Source organism: Ruminiclostridium herbifermentans (genome assembly GCF_005473905.2).
Lineage (GTDB): Bacteria > Bacillota > Clostridia > Acetivibrionales > DSM-1351 > Ruminiclostridium > Ruminiclostridium herbifermentans.
Map to the genome: position 1 here is coordinate 622080 of NZ_CP061336.1, position 21034 is coordinate 643113.

Sequence of the window (21034 nt, forward strand, 5' to 3'; positions counted from 1 at the left end):
GGAAATTAAGTTTTTTGATAATAGAATTATGTATGTTATAGCTGATGGAGAAAATATGTATCTAATTCATGCCTGTAAAAAGCAAAAGAATAAGGCAGAAAAGTTTGAATTGAATAAAGCTATAAAAAGAGTTAGGGAACTTGAAAATGCTCTCGATAAAAGATTCATTTGAAGCGAGGAGGGGAATATTTATGCCATTTAAGAAAGTTAATGAAAAAGAAGAAATAGAAAAAAGAATAAAAAATGATAATGAACTAAAAAAAGAATATAATGAATCACAACGAGAATATGAAATTGTTAAGCAGCTTGTTAAAATGAGAAATGATATGGGCTTATCTCAAAGTGATGTTGCTAAAAAGTCAGGGCTAACACAGCAAATGGTTTCTAGGATTGAAACAATAGATAATTCGCCTACTCTTAAGAACTTTATTAAATATGTTGATAGCGTTGGTTTAGAAATCAAAATTGTAAAGAAGACAGAAGAAATGGAGTGTAGTAAGGTTTAAGCTATATTATATATAATTATTATTGCTGTTAGTTTACAGTATTTATAAAATTATATTTTAGTTTAGGATACTCTTGAAAAAATAAAGTAGAAGCAACTAAACAGATATACACGTTGATAGTTATAATACTTGGATTTAAAATCCAAGATTAATTATAGGTTAAATACTGATTCTACAAACAACAGGAATGAAGACCTTGGAGAATTCTAAGGTCTTTTTTTGATATTTATTGTATGGGGAAATTGTATCGGAATATATAAGTTTAATAAAAATTATTATAAAAATTCACCCTCCTCCAAGTTGTTATTCCACAATCATATTTTACATAGATAGTGTAAAACAATTTAATACAAAGGGACTAACGATAAGGGGATGGATGTATAACTGTCTCCTTATTGTTTTATAAGGTATTCGGCTTTTGCAGGTTGAAAATTGCAGGAGCGATGGCATCATCAAATAAAATGTTAAATAGTTTCATAATGAAGTAAAATAACCTAAACAAATTCCCAATGCCTCAAAATCAAAAAAGGTTAACTAGCTTCATAACAAAGTTAGTTTTCGGAACAACAAAAAATGTTAAGCTTCTAGCTATTATTTTTTAAACCAGCCAATTATAATTCTACTACTCCTATAGACTGTTACGTTTGAAGTTTTCGAAAAAAAGCAAGAAAAAGTATAGTATGTTCCGTCTTTTCTTTTAAATCAAAAATAAGTAATGCACTCTGAGTATTTATACAATAAATTCGTCAAAATCCAATCTTAAGCTTTATTATTTTATGATTGTATTATATATGATACAATACACTTGTGGGGCGTAGTTCAGCTATCTTTATAGAAATATGATACGCTGCTAAATATGACAATAAGAAAGGAGGACTTTGACAAAATTCAGCTTACTAAGTCAATTACAGAAGCATAATGCTTGTTATACTTTTCGCTGTTATTCTAAGCTTTTATTTGTATTAATTTATACATAATCTTTCATAATAATCAATTATGCCGGAAGTAAAATTTTTGGGATTTGAAAAATATAATATGGGGGGTATGAAAATGTTCAATTTGAAGAAAAGAGTGTTATCTTTTTTAATTGTACTAGGTCTTATCCTAAGTGTTTGTAATGTGGGTAATGTATCTGGTATTGCAACTGCTGCTACACAGGCTAGAGCAGTAGTTTATGGGGATTGTAATAATGACGGCAGCATTGACGCTTTAGATTTTGCGTATATTAAGCAATATTTAATGAATCCTGGTCAAGCTTTTAAAGAAGAAATGGATTTAAATCTTGATAAGGCAATAGACGCAGTCGATTTTGCAATTATGAAGAAGTATCTTTTGGGTATGATAGACAAGCTGCCCGAAGGAGAAATTCCAGTAATAACTAATGAATGGGTAGGAACATGGGGAACTGCACCGCAATTGACTGAGCAAAATAATATGCCTCCAAGCCCAGGACTATCAAACAACACACTCAGACAGGTTGTTCGTGTTTCAATTGGTGGAAATCAGGTAAGATTAAAGTTTTCCAATCAATATGGAAATTCTCCTGTTGTAATGAATTCAGTACATTTAGCAGTATCTGCAGGTGGAAGTTCAATTCAAACAGGTACAGATAAGGTAGTAAAATTTGATGGTAAAGAGTCTGTAACAATTGCTGCTGGTAAAACTGTAACTTCTGACCCACTGGACTTCAATTTAACTAAACTAACTAATATGGCTATTACAATATACTTTGGAAGTGTGCCCTCGGCATTGACAGGACATCCTGGCTCAAGAACAACATCATATATTCAAACAGGAAATGCTGTTGCGAGCGCAAGTATGCCATCAGCGGTAAAAACAGATCACTGGTATATTATAACAGGAATAGATGTATATACAGAAGATAAATATGATGCTGTTGCTATATTAGGTGATTCAATTACAGATGGAAGAGGTTCTACAACAAATGAAAATAACAGATGGACAGATGTTTTTGCTAATCGTTTATTAGAAAATCCTGCAACATCAAATATTTCAGTGCTTAATATGGGCATAGGCGGGAACACAATATTGTCAGGAGGTTTAGGACCGACAGCCCTTACAAGATTTGACCGTGACATTTTGGAACAAAGCGGAGTTAAATATGCAATAATATTTGAGGGCGTAAATGACATAGGTTCAGGCGCCACTTCGGCAAATATAATAAATGCTTATAGGCAGTTTATTGCTAAAGCTCATGCAAAAAATATTCGTATTTATGGCGCTACAATTACACCAATTGGTGGCTCACAATATGCTAGTTATGAGAAGGTACGAACAGAGGTAAACAATTGGATAAGAACAAGTGGGGAATTTGATGCGGTTATTGATTTCGATGCTGCAGTAAGAAATCCTAACAATCAAACCATGCTTTTAGGCACATATGACAGTGGGGACCATTTGCATCTTAGCCCAGCAGGGTACAAAAGGATGGCGGAAATAATAGATTTAACCTTGTTCACAAAATAAGCTATTGCAGACTGTAAACTTAAGCACGACTCTACTTTTCGTTTGACAGCTAGTCCTAGGTAGAATCAATTGTATGAATTAGTTGCCTAAGAAAATAAAAATTTATCTGACAGCTAACTATGAAAAATTTACAGTCCAATGGAATTTTATGTGCTAACTCTATATAGAAAAGTGCTTGAAGCCCAATGAATATATTCCAATCTTTTAAAGGAACCTATTATTGGGCTTTGAGTTTTCATGAATTTTTGTAAATTTGAATTTCAATTCGGAGTTTGAGGTATTTAATTTTAAGGCCATATCATATAATATTTTATTTCAATTAACACTAAAATAAATATACAATTAAGTTACTTGGCGAAAACCAATTGGAAATTTTGGCTTTTCAGGGTCTGGTCTTTTAGCTGATAGAAGTAGTACACTTATTTGGCTAACATGCTGAACTAATTGTACATGGGAACCATCAGCTGTATGTCCGCTGAAAATTATAAGGCTTGGATCTGAAAAGCCTATACTTTCTATTCCGAACTGTATTATTTCTCCGAAATTTACAAGTCTGGCAACTACCTCGTCTTCTTCATTTAGGTTGGAATCGAACTCATTAATTTCTGCGTAGAGTTTTTTGCAAAATTCACTTGCAAAGTTTTGTTGAGCAAGTAACGCATTCAAATTTGCTTCAAAATCATATTTATCTGATGTAGTATCAGAAGTGCGAAACTCTCTTAATTGCTTATTGCTTTTCATCATTGCTTTAGTCAAAGGATTGATAAATTTCACTTGCTATTCCCCCAGTCTTATTTATAAGATATACCACCTTCATGGAATATCATATGATTTTAACTTCAAATTTGGGAATGTATAGATTGATTTGGAAAAAACGAGACAAGAAAAATATCCCCCTCTTATATAATTGGAGAATATCCCATTATTTTATGTGGTGCGAATATCTTCCGACTCGATGAAACACCGCTGAATGTAATGTATAGAAAATACAGTATGTCCAGTACATAGTCAGAACATTGGAGGCTGCCATATCAACGCTGCTGGACGTCTTGGTTACGTGGCTTAAGGCATTGAACTACAACTTAATGAAGAAGTGTTCAAGGAATATGCAAGGGGGTAAGAATATGGCAGCTTATTGGGATAATATTTGCAGAATGCAGCAAAAGCAAACTGCAAAGGGCATTGAAACATATGGTCAGCCAAAACCACAAGTGCTTTTGGCGGTATATTAAATCGAAAAAATTTTATTTTGAATCTAGGTGTTATAATGATTATCAAAAAAGAGAGAAATTTTATTGAGTATGTGGTATTATTTAATTAGTAACAAAATATTTTATAAAGTAATTTATATCTAAGGTAAATAATCTGAGAATATAAGCATTTTGCTAAATATTGATTTAACTGAATCAATAAACTTTTATCTATTAAAGCTTATTGGTGCTAGGGAATTATCGATGGCTTAGTTAATATAATTGTAATAATCAGTTCCTGTTAAGAACTGATATTGTTCCTTTTCAGCTTTATAGTAGTCACACATTATTATCCTTGGTTCTGCAAAACATTAATAATTATTAAGGGGGTATCAATTCCATATCAATCATTAATAATTTTATTAGATTTCTTGATATGGATACACCATGAAAAAAATATCATTAGTATCAATAATAGCACTAAGTTTAACAATTATTTTTTCTACAGGAGTATTTGCTACACAACCGCAAATAACTGTGGTGGTAAACGACAGCACTCTTGTTTTTCCAGATGCACAGCCGTTTGTAGATGCTAAGGGACGAACTCAAACACCTGCAAAATATATTGGTGAGGCATTGGGGGCTACAGTTTCTTGGAACTCGAGAGCCAAGAAGGCAGAATTTTATTTTGGAGATACAGAGTTAGTAATATACATAGGAAAGAGCAGCTATCAATTAAATGGACAAACTAAGCAAATGGACACAACTGCCATAATTAAGGATGGCAGAACATATGTGCCTGCAAAGTATATAGCTGAGGCTTTTGGAGCTAAGGTTAAGTGGGATGGAGTTACAAAAACAATCTATGTTGATAGAACCTTGGCATCACAAGTAGAAGAAGGAAAAGATGTTGAAGATGGAACTGTTATAAACAATAATACTGAATTTTTGGAGGCATTGAGATTAGCTTCTATTACCCTTCAACCAACAATTAACCTAAAATGCAGTAATTTTGACGACTCAGACTATATCTTTGAGGATTTTAATCAATTAGATATTACTCCATATGGAGCAACTAAGGTTAATGCAAGATGGTTAGAGTATAGTAATATGGCTGAATTGACAATGGATATTGTTTACTCCCAAGTACATAAAATACAGAAATCTATGGTAAACGATATAGCATCAACAAGATTGTCTTCAGAGGATTTTTTAGTTATAGAAAAAATAGAGGAAATCGTATCTGAAATTATATCCGATGATATGACTGATTACGAAAAAGAATTAGCTATTCATGACTATATAGTAAGTAATTATAAATATGATTATGATAATTATTTATATGATACCATACCAGATGAGTCATATACTCCTTATGGACTGCTAATCAATGGCACAGGAGTATGCCAGGCATATGCAGAGGTGACAAAATTATTACTGAATAGGGTGGGAATAGAATGTGATGTAGTTACTGGTACTTCTAGAGATGAAAATCATGCTTGGAACATTTTGAAGCTGGATGATGAATACTATATGCTAGACGTAACATGGAATGATCCTACCCCTGATGAGGAAGGATATGTAAGTTATGATTATTTCAATATGACGCAAGAGCAATTCTTACGGGATCATAGCTGGGACACTAGTAAATGGCCGGTTGCATCTGGTACAAAGTATAACTATTTTGTATATAACGACTTAGTAGTTCATAACTATATGGAGTTTCAAAATTTAGTCAAGAAGAGTTTAAGTGAAGGCAAAAAAGATATTGTTATGTATATATATGGTTATGATAAGGGAATATATAATTTGGATTTTATTTTTAATTATTGTGCTAAAAATCAAATTAGCTACACTAATACAAATGAAAAAAATACTGTATTTCGAATTTTGCTAGAATAAAGAGAAAGAAGATTTTGTAAGCAGATGTATACTTTAAATATATAATAATTAAGAATATTAGCTTCAATTAATAGAATAATATATTAATTGAAGCTAATTTATATGGAGGTCAAAATGAAATTTGAAAGTCAAAGACTGAAATGCAGATATTTTACTGAACTAGACTATCAGCTGTTTTGCTCTATATTTTCAAATGAACAGGTAATGAAGTATGCATGGATAGATAAAATAGAAAATGAAGTGGGAATGAGGGAATTCTTTGAAGGATTTCTTAATCATGATGATAGGATTAATAGAAATAATTCTTATGCGTATGCTGTATTTCTACGGGAAGAAGATATATTTATTGGGTTTGCAGATATTGTTATTCATAGTTTAAATTCTAATGGTGGATGCGGCGAAATAGGGTATTTTTTACTTCCTCAATATTGGGGGAAGGGCTATGCTACAGAACTTGCACATTCACTTATTAATTTTGGTTTTACAAGGCTAGGACTACATAAAATAAGTGCAAGATGTAATTCTAATAATCTTAAATCAGAAAATATTATGAAAAAAGTTGGAATGACTAAAGAGGGCGAACTCAGAAAAGTCAGATATAAGAATGGCGTTTGGGATGATGAAAAACACTACGGAATACTTATTGATGAGTGGAAGGAATAAATTAATAACTTAGCTTATTATTTATATGGCTAATCATCTATAATTTAATTAAGCATGTTGTGATTTTTTTTGACTACAAATGGGTATTTTAATATTATATTAGAATAATTAAAAGGCTATTGCGCTTAAAACCTTGTGAAAACATGGTGTTTTATAAATTTTTAACCGCAAATAGCTTACCAAGATAGATAGTGTACAAGCTATATAATAAACTCAATGTCTGTGAAACCCTTCTATAGGCAGTTATATTATGTTGTACGCCCAAACAGGTTGTGAGCAGCTTGATAGAAAGTCAACTTATGCAGTTAAAAATGAGGTTATTTTTGCAAAACTCAGAGGGTCTTTGATTATAATTTTGTACTAAAAAGAGGAATGGGAGGATATTATGATTAATAATATTAGTGATGATTTAAAAAAGATTATACTAGCTGGAATTGGTGCAGTTGCTACAACTGCTGAAAAGTCAAAACAAGTATTAGACGAACTTGTAAAAAAGGGTGAAATTACAGTTGAGCAGGGTAAGGTTTTAAATGAAGAACTTAAGAGAAATATTAATTCAAAAATCAAAGTACCCTTTAGTACATGTGATACACAAGAGGCAGCGAAAGTTAACGTTGATTCATCAGAAATAAATACATCTGATAAAAATGTAATGTCTATTACCAAGCAGCTTGACAAACTGAGCAAGGAAGAGATAGCTGCAATTAAGGCTAAGCTTGCAGAATTGGAGAGGACAGATACAGATGGGGAGACAGGAGAATAGTACAGATAGTAATAAAAAAAGATTAGGTCAAATAATTTCAGTATTAGTAAAAAATGATCTTGTTAAGGGAATTACACCAGAAAAGCTAAGAAAAATAATTGAAGAATTAGGCCCTACCTTTGTTAAGCTTGGACAAATTATGTCAATGCGTAATGAAATACTTCCAATGGAATACTGTAAAGAACTTGAGAAACTGCGTGCTGACGTAAAACCAATGGAGTTTTCAGAAGTAAAAAAAGTTATTGAGGATGAATATGGAACAGAGCTTGAAGAGGTGTTTCAATGCTTCGACAGTGCACCTTTAGGCTCAGCTTCTATTGCACAAGCACATTTTGCAGTTCTTAAAAGTGGGGAAAAGGTTGTTGTTAAGGTGCAACGCCCGGGCATAAAGGATATTATGGCTCGCGATATATCATTACTCAGAAAAGCCTCAAAAATTTTAAAGATTGCTGTTAATACAGGAAATGCAGTGGATTTTGGAATAATACTCGATGAAATGTGGACAGTGACTAGTCAGGAGATGGACTTCCTTATTGAAGCACGTCACGCAGAAGAATTCTATGATTATAATAAAGATATTGTATATTCTACCTGTCCCCAAATAGAACATAAATATACCACATCAAAGGTACTTGTAATGGAATATATTGAAGGTGTTCAGATAGATGATACTGAGACACTAGTTTCAATGGGATATGATTTAAATGAAATTGGATTAAAGCTTGCTGATAATTACATAAAGCAAATTATTGATGATGCATTTTTTCATGCGGATCCTCATCCTGGCAATATTCGAATTAGAGGCGGAGAGATTGTTTGGATTGATTTAGGAATGATGGGAAGGCTGTCTAATAGGGATAAGCTACTGTTTAAGAATGCAATCAAAGCTATTGCAGAAAATGATATTGATGAAATAAAGAACATTTTAATAACCCTTGGCAATCATAAGGGAAGGATTAATCATTTAAGGCTGTATTCAGATATAAGTGATATGCTGTCTAAATATGGGAATAAGAGCATTGGAGACATGGACTTGGGAATTATAATCGAGGAGTTCCTTTTCCTTGCAAATACCCATGGGATATCCATGCCAAAGGGAATGAGTATGTTGAGCCGCGGAATAATAACAATAGAAGGTGTATTGGCTAAAATTTCTCCAGATATAAATGTAGTTCAAGTAATGACAAACCGAATGGCTTCAGAAGTATTAAATAACATAGATTTGTCACAAGAGATATTGAATGTAGGAAAGACATTATATGGTTCAGCGAGGAAAACTTTGGATATTCCCGCGCAGCTTTCAGATATTTTAAAAATGGTAATAAAAGGTCAAGCGAAGGTAAATATGGAACTAACAGGCTCAGAAGAACCGCTTGCTGCTATTGATAAAATGGTAAATAGATTGGTTATTTGTATTATTAATGCTGGATTGCTAATTGGTTCAAGTTTAATTTGTACTACAAATATGGAACTGAAAATATTGGGTATACCATTGATTGGAGTGCTTGGATATGCGGTATCATTGATTCTTGGAGGGTGGCTGATACTTGATATAAGAAAGAAAAAAACTTGAAGATTAAGCTATATGAGTAAAATATGAAAATTGACTTATTTATTATGATATTTGAATATATATGTTTATATGATTAAGAACTTTGAAAAGCCGACAAATCAAACCATAATCACTATATTTGACAATAGATATTTATAAATAGTAAAATTTGTAAATATAATATGTGTATTTTTACCTAATGCTGTAAATAAAAATATACATGTGTTATAATTTCATAAGTAATATATGGGATAGACATAGAATTAATTTGGAATTGATTCACAAAAAGATAGTACTAAATTTTATATTTATTTTGTAATAAAAATGTGGATAAAATTACTCCCTTAGAAATTTTATGTGAAATATTGAGTTAATTAAATTGTTATTTGAAATATAAATGGAGGATATATGCCAAAGAAAGTTACAATGGATACAATAGCAAAGAAACTTGGGATATCGAAAAATACAGTTTCTTTAGCATTGAGAGGGATGTCAGGTATTAGTGAAGCAACAAGGAAAGCAATCGAAGATACTGCTATAAGCATGGGATATCAATATAAGTCAAACGCTGTAAAGGCTTCAAACACGCGTAACCTGTGTCTTGTTATAGCCAAAAGCACCCGTGATTCAATTGGATTTTTCAGCTATATTCAGCTAGGCATAGAGGACGAGGCAAGAAGGAACAATTTAAATACAATAATACATTATTACGATGAGAATGATGAAGTATTTGGAATGCCTAATTGCATCAAGGAGGGAATGATTTCAGGTATAATTACACTTGGAAGAAATTCTCCAAAAACTATAAAATCAATAAATTCATATAATCTCCCCGTTATTATGGTTGATAATTATTTTGATAATTTACCAATGGATTGTATATTAACAGATAACCACTGCGGCGGATATCTTGCAACAGAGTACTTAATTGAGTGTGGACATACAAAAATAGGGTTTATTGGAGATGTTTCGCTATCTGTTAGTTTTTATGACAGATATCAGGGATATACAAAAGCACTAAAAGAGTATAATCTTGAAATGAATGAAGGATACTCTGTGCTTGATAAAGGCCTGGGTAATTTATCAAGTGAAGAGGTAGAAAAAATAATTAGCGAGGTAAAATCTAAGGAAGGATTACCTACTGCTTATGTTTGCTGTAATGATGCTCAAGCAATAGTAACAATGAAGGCGATGAAAAATATGAACATTTCGATACCAAATAAAGTGTCAATTATTGGATTTGATGATATTGAAACTGCAAGAAATATGACGCCAGAATTAACTACTATGAAGGTAGAAAAAGAATTAATGGGAAAGATAGCTGTTCGTAAACTTCTTGAAAGAATAGATGGTGGTACTGGAATACCACAGAAAGTTCTTCTGTCGGCATCCTTAGTAAAGCGAGAATCAGTTAAACAATTAATAAGTCATAACAACTCTTAATATATTTATATTGGATTATAAATGGAATAAATAAAATATATTCAACGGAATTTTTAGACATAGTAGTCAAGTATGTTAATTCGAAAAAGAGATATTTGATATATAATGGATACTTATTGATAGGCTTTCAAAACATACTTTTCAAGCCCAATCCGAGCATAATTAGAAAAGTCGAATTTTATTATTTGACAGCTTTGAATGTAATGTTATATACTATTTCTAGATAATTTTGTCAAAATAGCATACAAATCAATAAAATTACTTTTATTTGAAAAGGTTACGTATAGGTGTGTTTAAATAAGTTAATTCATATATTCCACTAAATGGAGGGTTATGCGTGTTAAGTTAGTGTTGACTATATTATAGCTTAACACAAAAACACTTATTATAACTAATATATAAGTTTTTATATCATATTGTTCATAAAATTAAATCTAAAAAATATTATTGTTCCGAAAGTATTAACTCATATAAAATTATTAATTTATATATAAATATATTACTGATGACATTTACGGTTCATATATTCGATGATGCAATTATTATGAAACATTATTTAATTAGTTATTAAGAGGGGAGTTTTTGTTATGAAAAGAGAGGAAATTGAAGAAAAAATATCTGAAATTTTGAAAAACCGCAGTCAGTTTAATGGAGATAATATTAAGTTGGATAGTGATTTGAGAGACAACTATGGTATAGACTCTATTGCTTTAGTCGAAATTTTGATTGAAATTGAATGTGAATTTGATATCTCATTTGATAGTAATTTACTTACTTATGAATATTTTTCTACTGGAAAAGCAATTTGTGATTACATAGAGAAAAAGTTACAATGAGGAAAATTGTTCTCTGTTTTTATAAGCAGTGGATACCGCTTTGGTTTTCAGACTGAGAGAACAACACCTTACAAAGATGCCGCTGATTCTAATAAAATTTTTCTACAATCAAAAAATTATAATCGAAAAAATATAATCAAAAAACTACAATTAAAAAACTACAATTAAAAAACTACATTCGAAAAATCTATAATCACAATTTTGAAATCAATAATTTATTTTGATTCTAGGCATAATAAAGATTCTATAAAATGTCCCCACTTCTATAAGTGACGGCCACAATTTTGGTTTTCAGGCAGTGAGATTATCTACCGCCTTTTTGGAACGCCGCAAAATGTAAATAGTTCGAAAGTAATGTATCTACGAACAAGGTTTCGAGCCACAAAAACCACAAGTGTTTTTGGAAATGTATAAAATCGAAAAATTTCATTTTGAAAATAGGCGTTATATTACAACTTGCAGTAAATCAAAATGCCTTTTTAGGAGTGTTGAATAATGGCAATGAAAAGTATTAAAAACGTACCTAGATTTTTCGAACCCTATGTTAGTGACTGTTTCCATAATGCATTATCAGCTCAATTTTTGTATTTAGGGCTTAATCCTAATATATTATTGGCCGATTACCTTTCGTTCTTATATGATAAAGAAACAGGATACATGGGAGTAAATTATCTATATAAATACAATACCTCAGTGGAATTTTCAGAAAAAGAGTTAAATACATCATTCGAACTTATCTATTTTCCAGTTCCTAAGCTTTATGAAAATAATATTGAACATAAAGCTGTTACAGATAAAGATCAAATTATTGTAAAAATGTATATTGAAAACAACCCAGATGGCGCATATAACAGAGTAAAGGAATTGATAGATCAAGATATTCCTGTTGTAGTTGCAGTAGACCTGTTTTATATAAGGTATCACAGAGCATATCAAAAAGAGCACGGACTCCATTATGTAGTGATAACTGGATACAATGAAGAGGAAGGTTGGTATGAGTTATTTGACAAATACAAACTGACAAATAGTGACTTTGACGGAAAGCTGCAAATAGATGAAATAAGGATAGCTAGAGCGTCTGAGAATCCATTAAGTAATGCAATAATGGGCGAATATTCAAGGCCAATTCAAAATGTATGGTGTGAGTTAGAGAATTATAAAAATTTCAAAGTTAAAACTGATAGAATTATTGCTACTTTGAGGGAAAGCTGCAGCAGAATGAACAGTGAAAAAGAGGTTCTTGGATACCAATGTGGATTTGAAGCAATTAATACCTTGATTAGTGATTTAAATAGTAAGAAGTCAGAAGAATTATCCGAAACAAGACAGTATATGTTTAAAACATATTATAATGAGACTTTTAAGACTATATCTAGAAGTAGAAAAAGATTTAAAACATTTATAAATGAACTTAATGATTTTATACCTCAAAATTCTCAAGAAGAAATATCAAATCTGCTAGAAGAGTCATCAAGGCATTGGGATATATGTGCAAATCTATCTTTGAAGTTAGGAATCACGAAAAAATTAATACTGATAGATGACATTATTGATCAGCTTAATAAGGTTATTATAAATGAACAGAAGGTAATATCAAGTTTAGGCAATTTGCTTAAGTAAAATAACACAATTAATTTAGGTCAGTTAAATAATTATGCTTGAATAAACAAGGTGTGTTTTAAATCTACAAATAGTTTTCAATAGAATAGTAAATGTACCTCTGCCAATAGCTTTTAGAATAAAGTTATCTTTATAAAGCAAAGATTATACGCTTAAGGCTTTTCAAATTTTGAGGGGCTAGATGAGAGATTAATTATGAGAGGGATGATGCAATTTGAATTATTCACCATGGAGTTTGTTTTCAGAGAGTTGTAACAAGTTTCCGAATAATATTATGTTAATCCATGGAAATTCACAATTCACTTATGCACAAATGATGGAGTTAGTATTAAAGGCATCAGATTTTATTGATAGTATGGATTTTAAGATAGGAGGTATTTTTCTTCCTAACAGTCCTCAGCTTATTACATATATGTTTGCTTTAAACAAGCAAAATAAACTTGTAGTGCCACTTTCGTATCAACTTAAAGGGGAATCACTATTTAGAAGAATTAATTATGCAGATATTGAATTTTTGGTTACAGATAAGAATGGATTCGATGAAGTTAGTAAGATTAAGGACAGATTGCAAATTAAGTACCTTATTGTTTTAGAAAATGAATTTGATGTACAGGTTTACAAATTTGATTCTGAGAAAATAATTACTGAAGACATTAAAGAAGGCACATTTGGCATATGCTTTACAGGAGGTTCTACCGCAGAGCCAAAAGGAGTAGTGCTTTCTAATTATGCGGTTTCTGGTAATGCATTAGCAGTTGCAGATGTTTTGCAATTTACTAGTGAAGATAGCTTCCTTATAGCAAGACCTCTAACGCAAGCAGGACCAATAGCTAGTGACCTGTTCATGGCTATCAGCTGCGGGGCATGTGTTATTTTGCTAAATGATTTATATCATCCTGCTATCTTTTTAAAAACAATCCAAGAATTACGTCCAACAACAACATATTTAGTAAGAACAATGATGGTGCAAATATTTGATTATCCTTTTTTAGATAGGTTTGATATTAGTTCTATAAAAAGAATTATTCTCGGAGCCATGATAACTCCTGAAAGTGTGTTCTTAAAGACTACGGAAAAATTTAAGAATGCTATAGTATACAATGCCTATGGTTTGTCGGAAGCATCGGTGAGAGTTTCTTTTGCATGTAGTGAGGATTTATTAGCATATCCTGGCACAGTAGGAAGACCAATAAAAGGCTGTGACGTTACAATTTATCGTGATGATGGTTCTGTTTGTGAAGCGGACGAGATAGGAGAGATATTTGTTCGTACTGATTACATTATGGACGGATATTATAAATGTAAAGACAAGACCTTAGAGGCGATTACTGATAAGGGATTAAGGACTAGGGATAAAGGTTACAAGAATAAAGAAGGCATGTTATTTATTGTAGGTAGGACAGATGACTTAATTAATCAGGGTGGAAATAATGTGTATCCTATTGAAATTGAACAGATACTGCTTATGAACCCTTTAATTAGAGAAGCTGTTGTAATTGGAATAGATGATGAAAAATTAGGTCAGAAAATTATTGCGTTGGTTCGTGTGGCTGAAGGTGAGAATGTATTAGTTCAAGATTTGTATAAATGGTGTCGTGCAAATCTAGAGGATAGAAAGATTCCAAGAGAAATTGTAATAGTTGAAAAGATGCCAAGAAATGAAATGGGTAAACTTAACAAAAATATCCTCAGAAGCTTTTATATAGACCAAATCCAAAATAGGAGGAGTTAAAAAATGAAACGAGAAGATTTGTCGCTAGAGAGACAACTGGTATTAATGACAGCAATTGAAATGGAGGAATCACAGAGGGCTAGATTGGAAGAAATTCTTAACAGTCACCTTAATTGGGCAGATATTATTTTTCAGATGATAACTCATAGAACATTAGGTATGTTTTATTATAACTTAAAAAAGTTTAAATTGGTTGATAAGCTTGAAAAAGAAATACATCGTCTTTTAGATGCGAATTGGCAGGTTTATGGGGAACGAAATGCATATTATCAAAAAGAGCTTACCAATGTTTTAAAGGCATTTAATGAGCATAATGTTGTTGTGCCTGTTCTTAAAGGTAATCTGCTAGCTATTATGGTTTATCCTGAGATTGAAACAAGAATATTTAATGACTTAGATATGATTATGAAGCTTGATGATGTAGTTCCTGTAACACAAGCCTTGGAAGGAATAGGATTCGTTCAGGGACATTTTGATGAGGAAAAACAAGAAATAATAGCAGCTTCAAGGAAAGAAAAAATGCTGCAGCAAATGGTTTCTCACGAATTACAGGAATTTCAGAAAATAAGCGACAACAAGTTTGCAAAGCTTGTACAGGTTGATATCAACCATGATGTTCTTTGGAAGGGAAATTGTCCATATAAGGTGCCTACTGAAGAATTAATTGCAAGGGCTCTTCCTATTGAGATAAACGGTGTTAAAGGATATATGCTTGATTACATAGACAATATTATTCAGCTTAGCTGCCATTTGTACAAAGAAGCAACACTAATGATGTGGGTTACTGACTTAAGAGATTTGAAAATCTATAAGTTCTCTGATTTGTATATGTATATTAAGAAGTTTTATGACAAGATTGATTGGGATTTACTTGTTGAAAGAATTAAGGGATACAATCTTGATAAGGTTGTTTATTATAATTTCCATTATATAGAAATGATGTTTGGTGAGTTAATTCCTGAAAAAGTACTAAATGCATTAAGACCAGATGATCTTACTTATTTAGATGAATATGGAATAGAAAATAAAGAACCATCATTATGGGAATATGATTTCTTTACAAGGTTGTTTGAGACAGATAGAGTTTTGACCTTAGCGGAAAATCAATTATCAGGCATGAATAAGTACTTAGATGCTAAAGCAAAATCTGATGGGGTTTTTAAACATAGAACATTAAATAACTAGAACTTGCAACACAGATATATGTAATCGGTGCAATAACGCAATAAGCTTGGAGGGGAGATTATGACAATTGATAGGGACAATATACTTAAAATGCTGATTACATCTTTAAAAAGAGATGAGAGTGAATTTGCCAATATAACAGATGATACAGACTTAAGAGAGCATGGTCTTGATTCCATTACCAGCATTGAGACTATTGTTATGTTGGAGGAAGCATTTGATATTAGCGTTGATGATGATGATTTATATATAGAGAATTTTAATACATTAGGAAAGATAATTAAACTGCTTGAAAAATGTATGAATAATTAGATAGAAGCAGTAGAGTAAAAGCTGTGTGCAGTAAGTTAAACTTTAGGACTTGGTTTTTTGGATTTAAGTAACTAATTCAACTGCAAAGTTTAAGTAAATATGTATTTAACCTAAGTGCAATCATAAAAACTACCTAAATACTAGGCGGAGTTTTTGGTTGCACTTTTTATTAGAACTTGATTAAAGGCAGTGAACGAGAATAAATACTATTTTGCGTAATATAGTATACTAATAATTGGCTTAAGTAAATTAATACTATATAATTATTTTATTACAAGTTTATAAATGCTATTTTAGGAATATAAGTTAAAAAGATAGGTTTGTGCTAACTTGGTGCATTTTTAATGGTGTGCAGAAGTCGTTAAAAAATAGACGTGGAGGATAGAATGCAGATACTTGTTGATGCAGATGCATGTCCTGTTAAAGAAATAATAGTGAGAGTTGCAAAAAAGTATAAAATTCCTGTAACAATGATAATTGACACAAGCCATGAACTCTATGATGGTTACAGTATCATAATAACAGTAGATAAATCAAGAGACAGCGTAGATATAAAGCTAATAAACTTACTAAAGAAAGAAGATATTGTAGTTACTCAGGATTATGGAGTGGCTGCAATGGGATTAGGAAAGGGGGCAAGGGTGCTCAATCAGAATGGCTTGATTTATTCAGATAATAATATTGACAGGCTGTTATTTGAAAGGCATCTTGGTCAAAAGGTTCGCAGAGCAGGAGGCAGAACAGGTAGTGTTAAAAAACGTTCAAAAGAGGACAATGATAATTTTGAAAGAGCGTTAATAAAGCTGATTGAAAAGCGGGAAGAATAAGTTATTAATAGGAAATATATGTATGATATAATTAATGTGAAACGCGAAAAGATTTCTTAAAATTATTTTTATATCAAAATTTTGTGTGGAGGTTAGCATGAAAGAATTAGGAAGCATGTTGAAAAGCTATTGCGTACCTCCACGATAATAGATTTACTTTTATATCAAAATTTTATGTGGAGGTTAGCAGTGAAAGAATTAGGAAGCATGTTGAAAAGCTATTGCGTACCTCCACGATAATATATTTATTTTTATATCAAAATTTTGTGTGGAGGCTAGCATGAAAGAATTAGGAAGCATGTTGAAAAGCTATTGCGTACCTCCATGATAATATATTTATTTTTATATCAAAATTTTGTGTGGAGGTTAGCATGAAAGAATTAGGAAGCATGTTGAAAAGCTATTGCGTACCTCCACGATAATAGACTTATTTTTATATCAAAAATTTTGTGTGGAGGTTAGCATGAAAGAATTAGGAAGCATGTTGAAAAGCTATTGCGTACCTCCACGATAATAGATTTACTTTTATATCAAAATTTTGTGTGGAGGTTAGCATGAAAGAATTAGGAAGCATGTTGAAAAGCTATTGCGTACCTCCACGATAATAGACTTATTTTTATATCAAAATTTTGTGTGGAGGTTAGCATGAAAGAATTAGGAAGCATGTTGAAAAGCTATTGCGTACCTCCACGATAATAGACTTATTTTTATATCAAAAATTTTGTGTGGAGGTTAGCATGAAAGAATTAGGAAGCATGTTGAAAAGCTATTGCGTACCTCCACGATAATAGATTTACTTTTATATCAAAATTTTATGTGGAGGTTAGCAGTGAAAGAATTAGGAAGCATGTTGAAAAGCTATTGCGTACCTCCACGATAATAGACTTATTTTTATATCAAAATTTTGTGTGGAGGTTAGTATGGATAATCATTTAAAATCAACTATTGAGAAACGAATAAATAAGGTTGCTGAAAATCTTAGAAAGAACAATATGCAAGTCCATTATGTAGAAAGTAAAACGGATGTAGTAAATAAGGTAGCAGAGCTGCTTAAGGAAGGAGATACTGTTGGAATTGGTGGTTCCCAAAGTATTTTCGAAAGTGGAATATTTGACTTGCTCCGAAGTGGAAAATATAACTTTCTAGATAGATATAAAGAGGGCTTGTCCAGAGAAGATATCGAAGAAATATACATTAAATCTTTTTCAGCTGATGCTTATATTTGCAGTACAAATGCCATAACTGAGCAGGGTGAGTTATATAATGTAGACGGCAATTCTAACAGGGTTGCAGCTATATGCTATGGTCCTAAGTCTGTAATTATTATTGCTGGATATAATAAGATAGTAAAAAATTTTGAAGAGGCAGTAAGACGTGTTAAATTATTAGCAGCACCTGCAAATTGTGTTAGGCTTAATTGCAACACTTATTGTAAGGAAAAGGGAGAATGTATGTCATTCTTATCAGATGCAGATGATATAACAAATGGTTGTAACAGCTCTGATAGAATATGCTGTAACTATGTTTTTTCAGCATACCAAAGAAAAAAAGACAGGATAAAGGTAATACTAGTAGGAGAAGAATTAGGTTATTGATGGAGGTAAAAATGATTGTATCATCCTTAAGAATGAAGCTTTATTCACCTAATTGTCATTCTCTGAAGGATAAAAGAATGATTGTGAAAAGTTTGATTAATAGAACACGCAATAAGTTTAATGTATCAATAGCTGAAGTAGAAGAACAGGATTATTATCAAACAATAGTAATTGGTGTGGCATGTGTTTCATCAAGCAGAACTCAAGCAAATGCTGTACTAAATGAGGTTATGAGATTTGTTGAAGGAAACACAGATGCTGAGATAACAGATTTATTATTTGAAGAAAGATGAGAAAAGCAAAGACCTTGTGGAATGATAAGGGTCTTTGCTTATATAATGGAAAAGGTAATTAAATGGATTGCTAATTCATAATGTTTATCTATCTTCAGTAAAGGTAAGCTTAAGAGTGAGAGTTTTATCTCCTCTGATAACTACGGCATCAACAGTATCGCCTGCCTTATGCAATTTCTTTACAGCATCTATGTCGGACATGGTTTTTATCTGTTTGCCATCAAGCTTTACCAATACATCACCTTTCTTTATTCCTGCAGCATAAGCAGCTCCATCAGTTGGAACTTCAACAACGTAAATACCTACAGGGATTCCGTACATTTCAGATATTTCTTGAGAAACCTCTTGTCCTGTAATACCTACTAGTGGTTTTCCTTTTACATAACCATATGTCTTCAACTGCTCTATTATTGGTTTAGCAGTATTAATTGGAATTGCAAAGCCTAAACCTTCAACACCAGATACAGATATCTTAGCTGAATTTATACCTATGACTTGTCCTTTTGAATTTAATAATGCACCACCGCTATTACCTGGATTTATTGCAGCATCTGTCTGAATAAGATTTAATGACATGTTTCCAGTTTTTAACTGTCTATTTAATGCGCTTATAACTCCAGAGGTAACTGAACCTGCAAATTCCATTCCGAGTGGATTTCCTATAGCAACAGCTAAATCTCCAACCTCAACACTTGATGAATCACCAAGTTCTGCAACTGGAAGGTTCGTGAGGTCAATCTTTATAAGTGCTAAATCATTGTCGCTATCTCCACCTATAAACTTAGCAGTTGCTTCACGTTTATCAGGTAAATAAACTGTCAAAGTGGTATTCTTTAAATTACTATTTGGGTCAGCATATTCAACAACATGGTAGTTTGTCATAATATACCCATCTGAACTAATTATAATTCCTGAACCCTCAGCATCAGATGTGGAAGGCATAGAACCAAAGAAGAAGTTACGAGTGTTGGTTTTAAATGTCATTTTTATACCTACAATTGAAGGCCCAACTTTCTTGGCTATTTCTGTTACTGTTAAATCTCTTAAATTTGATGAAGCTACTAGATTTGTACCAGAAATATTATTTTCAGCAGAAGATGTTTGTAATAATCCTCCATTTGATGAAATATTATTCTGCACATCACTCAGCTGCTTTGAGAAACTGGTATATAAAGCTCCGCCCACAACAAAACTAGTAATAACAGAAGTAACTAGAACAAGTGACATATATGTCAGCAAATTGTGTCTTCTTTTTCTTTCAGGCTTAACAATACTCTCCTTGTAATTTAATTGACTTTGAAACTGTTGGTTTACACCGTTTACGAAATATGATGTATTTTGTGATTGACTATCCCAGCTAGTATTGCCTTGTATTTGCTCAAATGAACTAATATTATCTTGCTCCTGATCTTCTGATTTTACTTCGATATTATAAACATACTGTGTCTGGTTATTCAAATCTTGATTATCATGCTGCTGAGTATTTAAGTTATTGTCATTTTGAAATTCTGTATTCCAATCGTTATTATTTCTATCTAACATAATATTACCTCCAATCTGTAAATATTGTTTGCTTTATCTTATGTTTATATAATAAACTTTAATTATGTACAATTTACTAAGAAAGTTTTAATAAATTGTTATTAAATTTAAAACAAATTGTTAACAAGGACAATTAATATCTTGTGAGGATTAGGAATGTGAGATGTACAGAGAAAACAGGCTCTAATAATGTTAAAATATAGGATTAATGGTAAAAAATTAAATATTGAGAACTAAGTGATAATATTAAAGTTCCCGTGTATTTCTATCTATTTCCTATATATAGGATATGTTAACAAATATAGAAGTTTAAATATATAAAATTAGACTACCACTATTGTTTTAAGCCGCTATGCTAATTTATTTGAACTGAGTTTGCAGGTAAACTACTTATTACACCAATAAAACTTAGATAAATTGGATACTCGATTACAAGTACTAGTTTTAATTTGTGGTAAGAGTAATTGATTCAAATACATTGATTCAAAAATTAAACCTACACGATGTAGTTATTGCGCAGCAGGTATTCATGGATGCAATTGATAATTCTACCGCACCAATAGAGTTTTATTTGAAGCTTTAGTAT

18 protein-coding genes are annotated in these 21034 nt (G+C 31.6%); 16 read left to right on the top strand and 2 right to left on the bottom strand.

Annotation, left to right across the window (positions count from 1 at the left end):
- Window positions 1-4 precede the first annotated feature (4 nt).
- From EHE19_RS20035 to EHE19_RS02645, 3 genes are all read left to right on the top strand, one after another.
- Complete coding sequence (locus tag EHE19_RS20035; RefSeq protein ID WP_342343345.1) at window positions 5-172, top strand: type II toxin-antitoxin system RelE/ParE family toxin; 168 nt, start codon at window positions 5-7, stop codon at window positions 170-172.
- 19 nt (window positions 173-191) lie between these two features.
- Window positions 192-506: a helix-turn-helix domain-containing protein gene (locus tag EHE19_RS02640; RefSeq protein WP_137697787.1), complete on the top strand. Its 315-nt coding sequence runs from the start codon at window positions 192-194 to the stop codon at window positions 504-506.
- 1050 nt (window positions 507-1556) lie between these two features.
- Window positions 1557-2993: a GDSL-type esterase/lipase family protein gene (locus EHE19_RS02645; RefSeq protein ID WP_137697788.1), complete on the top strand. Its 1437-nt coding sequence runs from the start codon at window positions 1557-1559 to the stop codon at window positions 2991-2993.
- Between the two features lie 342 nt (window positions 2994-3335).
- Here the strand turns inward: EHE19_RS02645 and EHE19_RS02650 are convergent, their stop codons facing one another.
- Window positions 3336-3767 (bottom strand): DUF6173 family protein, encoded by a 432-nt coding sequence (locus EHE19_RS02650; protein WP_137697789.1) that lies wholly within the window; start codon window positions 3765-3767, stop codon window positions 3336-3338.
- Between the two features lie 863 nt (window positions 3768-4630).
- Between EHE19_RS02650 and EHE19_RS02655 the strand changes: the two genes are divergently transcribed.
- The 13 genes from EHE19_RS02655 to EHE19_RS02715 all read left to right on the top strand — a co-directional run bounded on the left by EHE19_RS02655 (window position 4631) and on the right by EHE19_RS02715 (window position 18906).
- Window positions 4631-6085, top strand: a complete 1455-nt coding sequence (locus tag EHE19_RS02655; RefSeq protein ID WP_137697790.1) for a stalk domain-containing protein — start codon at window positions 4631-4633, stop codon at window positions 6083-6085.
- Window positions 6086-6199: 114 nt separating this feature from the next.
- A complete protein-coding gene (locus tag EHE19_RS02660; RefSeq protein ID WP_137697791.1) occupies window positions 6200-6748 on the top strand; it encodes a GNAT family N-acetyltransferase in 549 nt (182 codons plus the stop codon).
- A gap of 385 nt (window positions 6749-7133) precedes the next feature.
- A complete protein-coding gene (locus EHE19_RS02665; RefSeq protein WP_137697792.1) occupies window positions 7134-7511 on the top strand; it encodes a phasin family protein in 378 nt (125 codons plus the stop codon).
- Window positions 7492-9084 carry an ABC1 kinase family protein gene (locus EHE19_RS02670; RefSeq protein ID WP_137697793.1) on the top strand — a complete coding sequence of 531 codons (1593 nt, stop codon included), beginning with the start codon at window positions 7492-7494 and terminating at the stop codon, window positions 9082-9084. Before EHE19_RS02665 ends, EHE19_RS02670 begins: the two co-directional genes overlap by 20 nt.
- A 387-nt stretch (window positions 9085-9471) precedes the next feature.
- A complete protein-coding gene (locus EHE19_RS02675) occupies window positions 9472-10506 on the top strand; it encodes a LacI family DNA-binding transcriptional regulator (RefSeq protein ID WP_137697794.1) in 1035 nt (344 codons plus the stop codon).
- A gap of 587 nt (window positions 10507-11093) precedes the next feature.
- Window positions 11094-11342: an acyl carrier protein gene (locus EHE19_RS02680; RefSeq protein WP_137697795.1), complete on the top strand. Its 249-nt coding sequence runs from the start codon at window positions 11094-11096 to the stop codon at window positions 11340-11342.
- 495 nt (window positions 11343-11837) lie between these two features.
- Window positions 11838-12962: a BtrH N-terminal domain-containing protein gene (locus tag EHE19_RS02685; protein WP_137697796.1), complete on the top strand. Its 1125-nt coding sequence runs from the start codon at window positions 11838-11840 to the stop codon at window positions 12960-12962.
- Between the two features lie 214 nt (window positions 12963-13176).
- Entirely contained in the window at window positions 13177-14694 is a 1518-nt protein-coding gene (locus tag EHE19_RS02690) for a class I adenylate-forming enzyme family protein (protein ID WP_137697797.1), read from the top strand.
- 3 nt (window positions 14695-14697) lie between these two features.
- Window positions 14698-15879 carry a nucleotidyltransferase domain-containing protein gene (locus EHE19_RS02695; protein WP_137697798.1) on the top strand — a complete coding sequence of 394 codons (1182 nt, stop codon included), beginning with the start codon at window positions 14698-14700 and terminating at the stop codon, window positions 15877-15879.
- A gap of 60 nt (window positions 15880-15939) precedes the next feature.
- Window positions 15940-16191, top strand: coding sequence for an acyl carrier protein (locus EHE19_RS02700; RefSeq protein ID WP_137697799.1), 252 nt, complete (start codon window positions 15940-15942; stop codon window positions 16189-16191).
- A gap of 386 nt (window positions 16192-16577) precedes the next feature.
- Window positions 16578-17018 (top strand): YaiI/YqxD family protein, encoded by a 441-nt coding sequence (locus EHE19_RS02705; RefSeq protein ID WP_137697800.1) that lies wholly within the window; start codon window positions 16578-16580, stop codon window positions 17016-17018.
- Window positions 17019-17938: 920 nt separating this feature from the next.
- A complete protein-coding gene (locus EHE19_RS02710; protein ID WP_137697501.1) occupies window positions 17939-18613 on the top strand; it encodes a lactate utilization protein in 675 nt (224 codons plus the stop codon).
- An 11-nt stretch (window positions 18614-18624) separates the two neighbouring features.
- Window positions 18625-18906 (top strand): DUF503 domain-containing protein, encoded by a 282-nt coding sequence (locus EHE19_RS02715; protein WP_137697502.1) that lies wholly within the window; start codon window positions 18625-18627, stop codon window positions 18904-18906.
- Window positions 18907-18990: 84 nt separating this feature from the next.
- Here EHE19_RS02715 and EHE19_RS02720 read toward each other — a convergent pair whose 3' ends face one another.
- On the bottom strand, window positions 18991-20448 hold the full coding sequence (locus EHE19_RS02720) for a S1C family serine protease (RefSeq protein WP_244648323.1): 1458 nt from the start codon (window positions 20446-20448) through the stop codon (window positions 18991-18993).
- Between the last annotated feature and the right edge of the window lie 586 nt (window positions 20449-21034).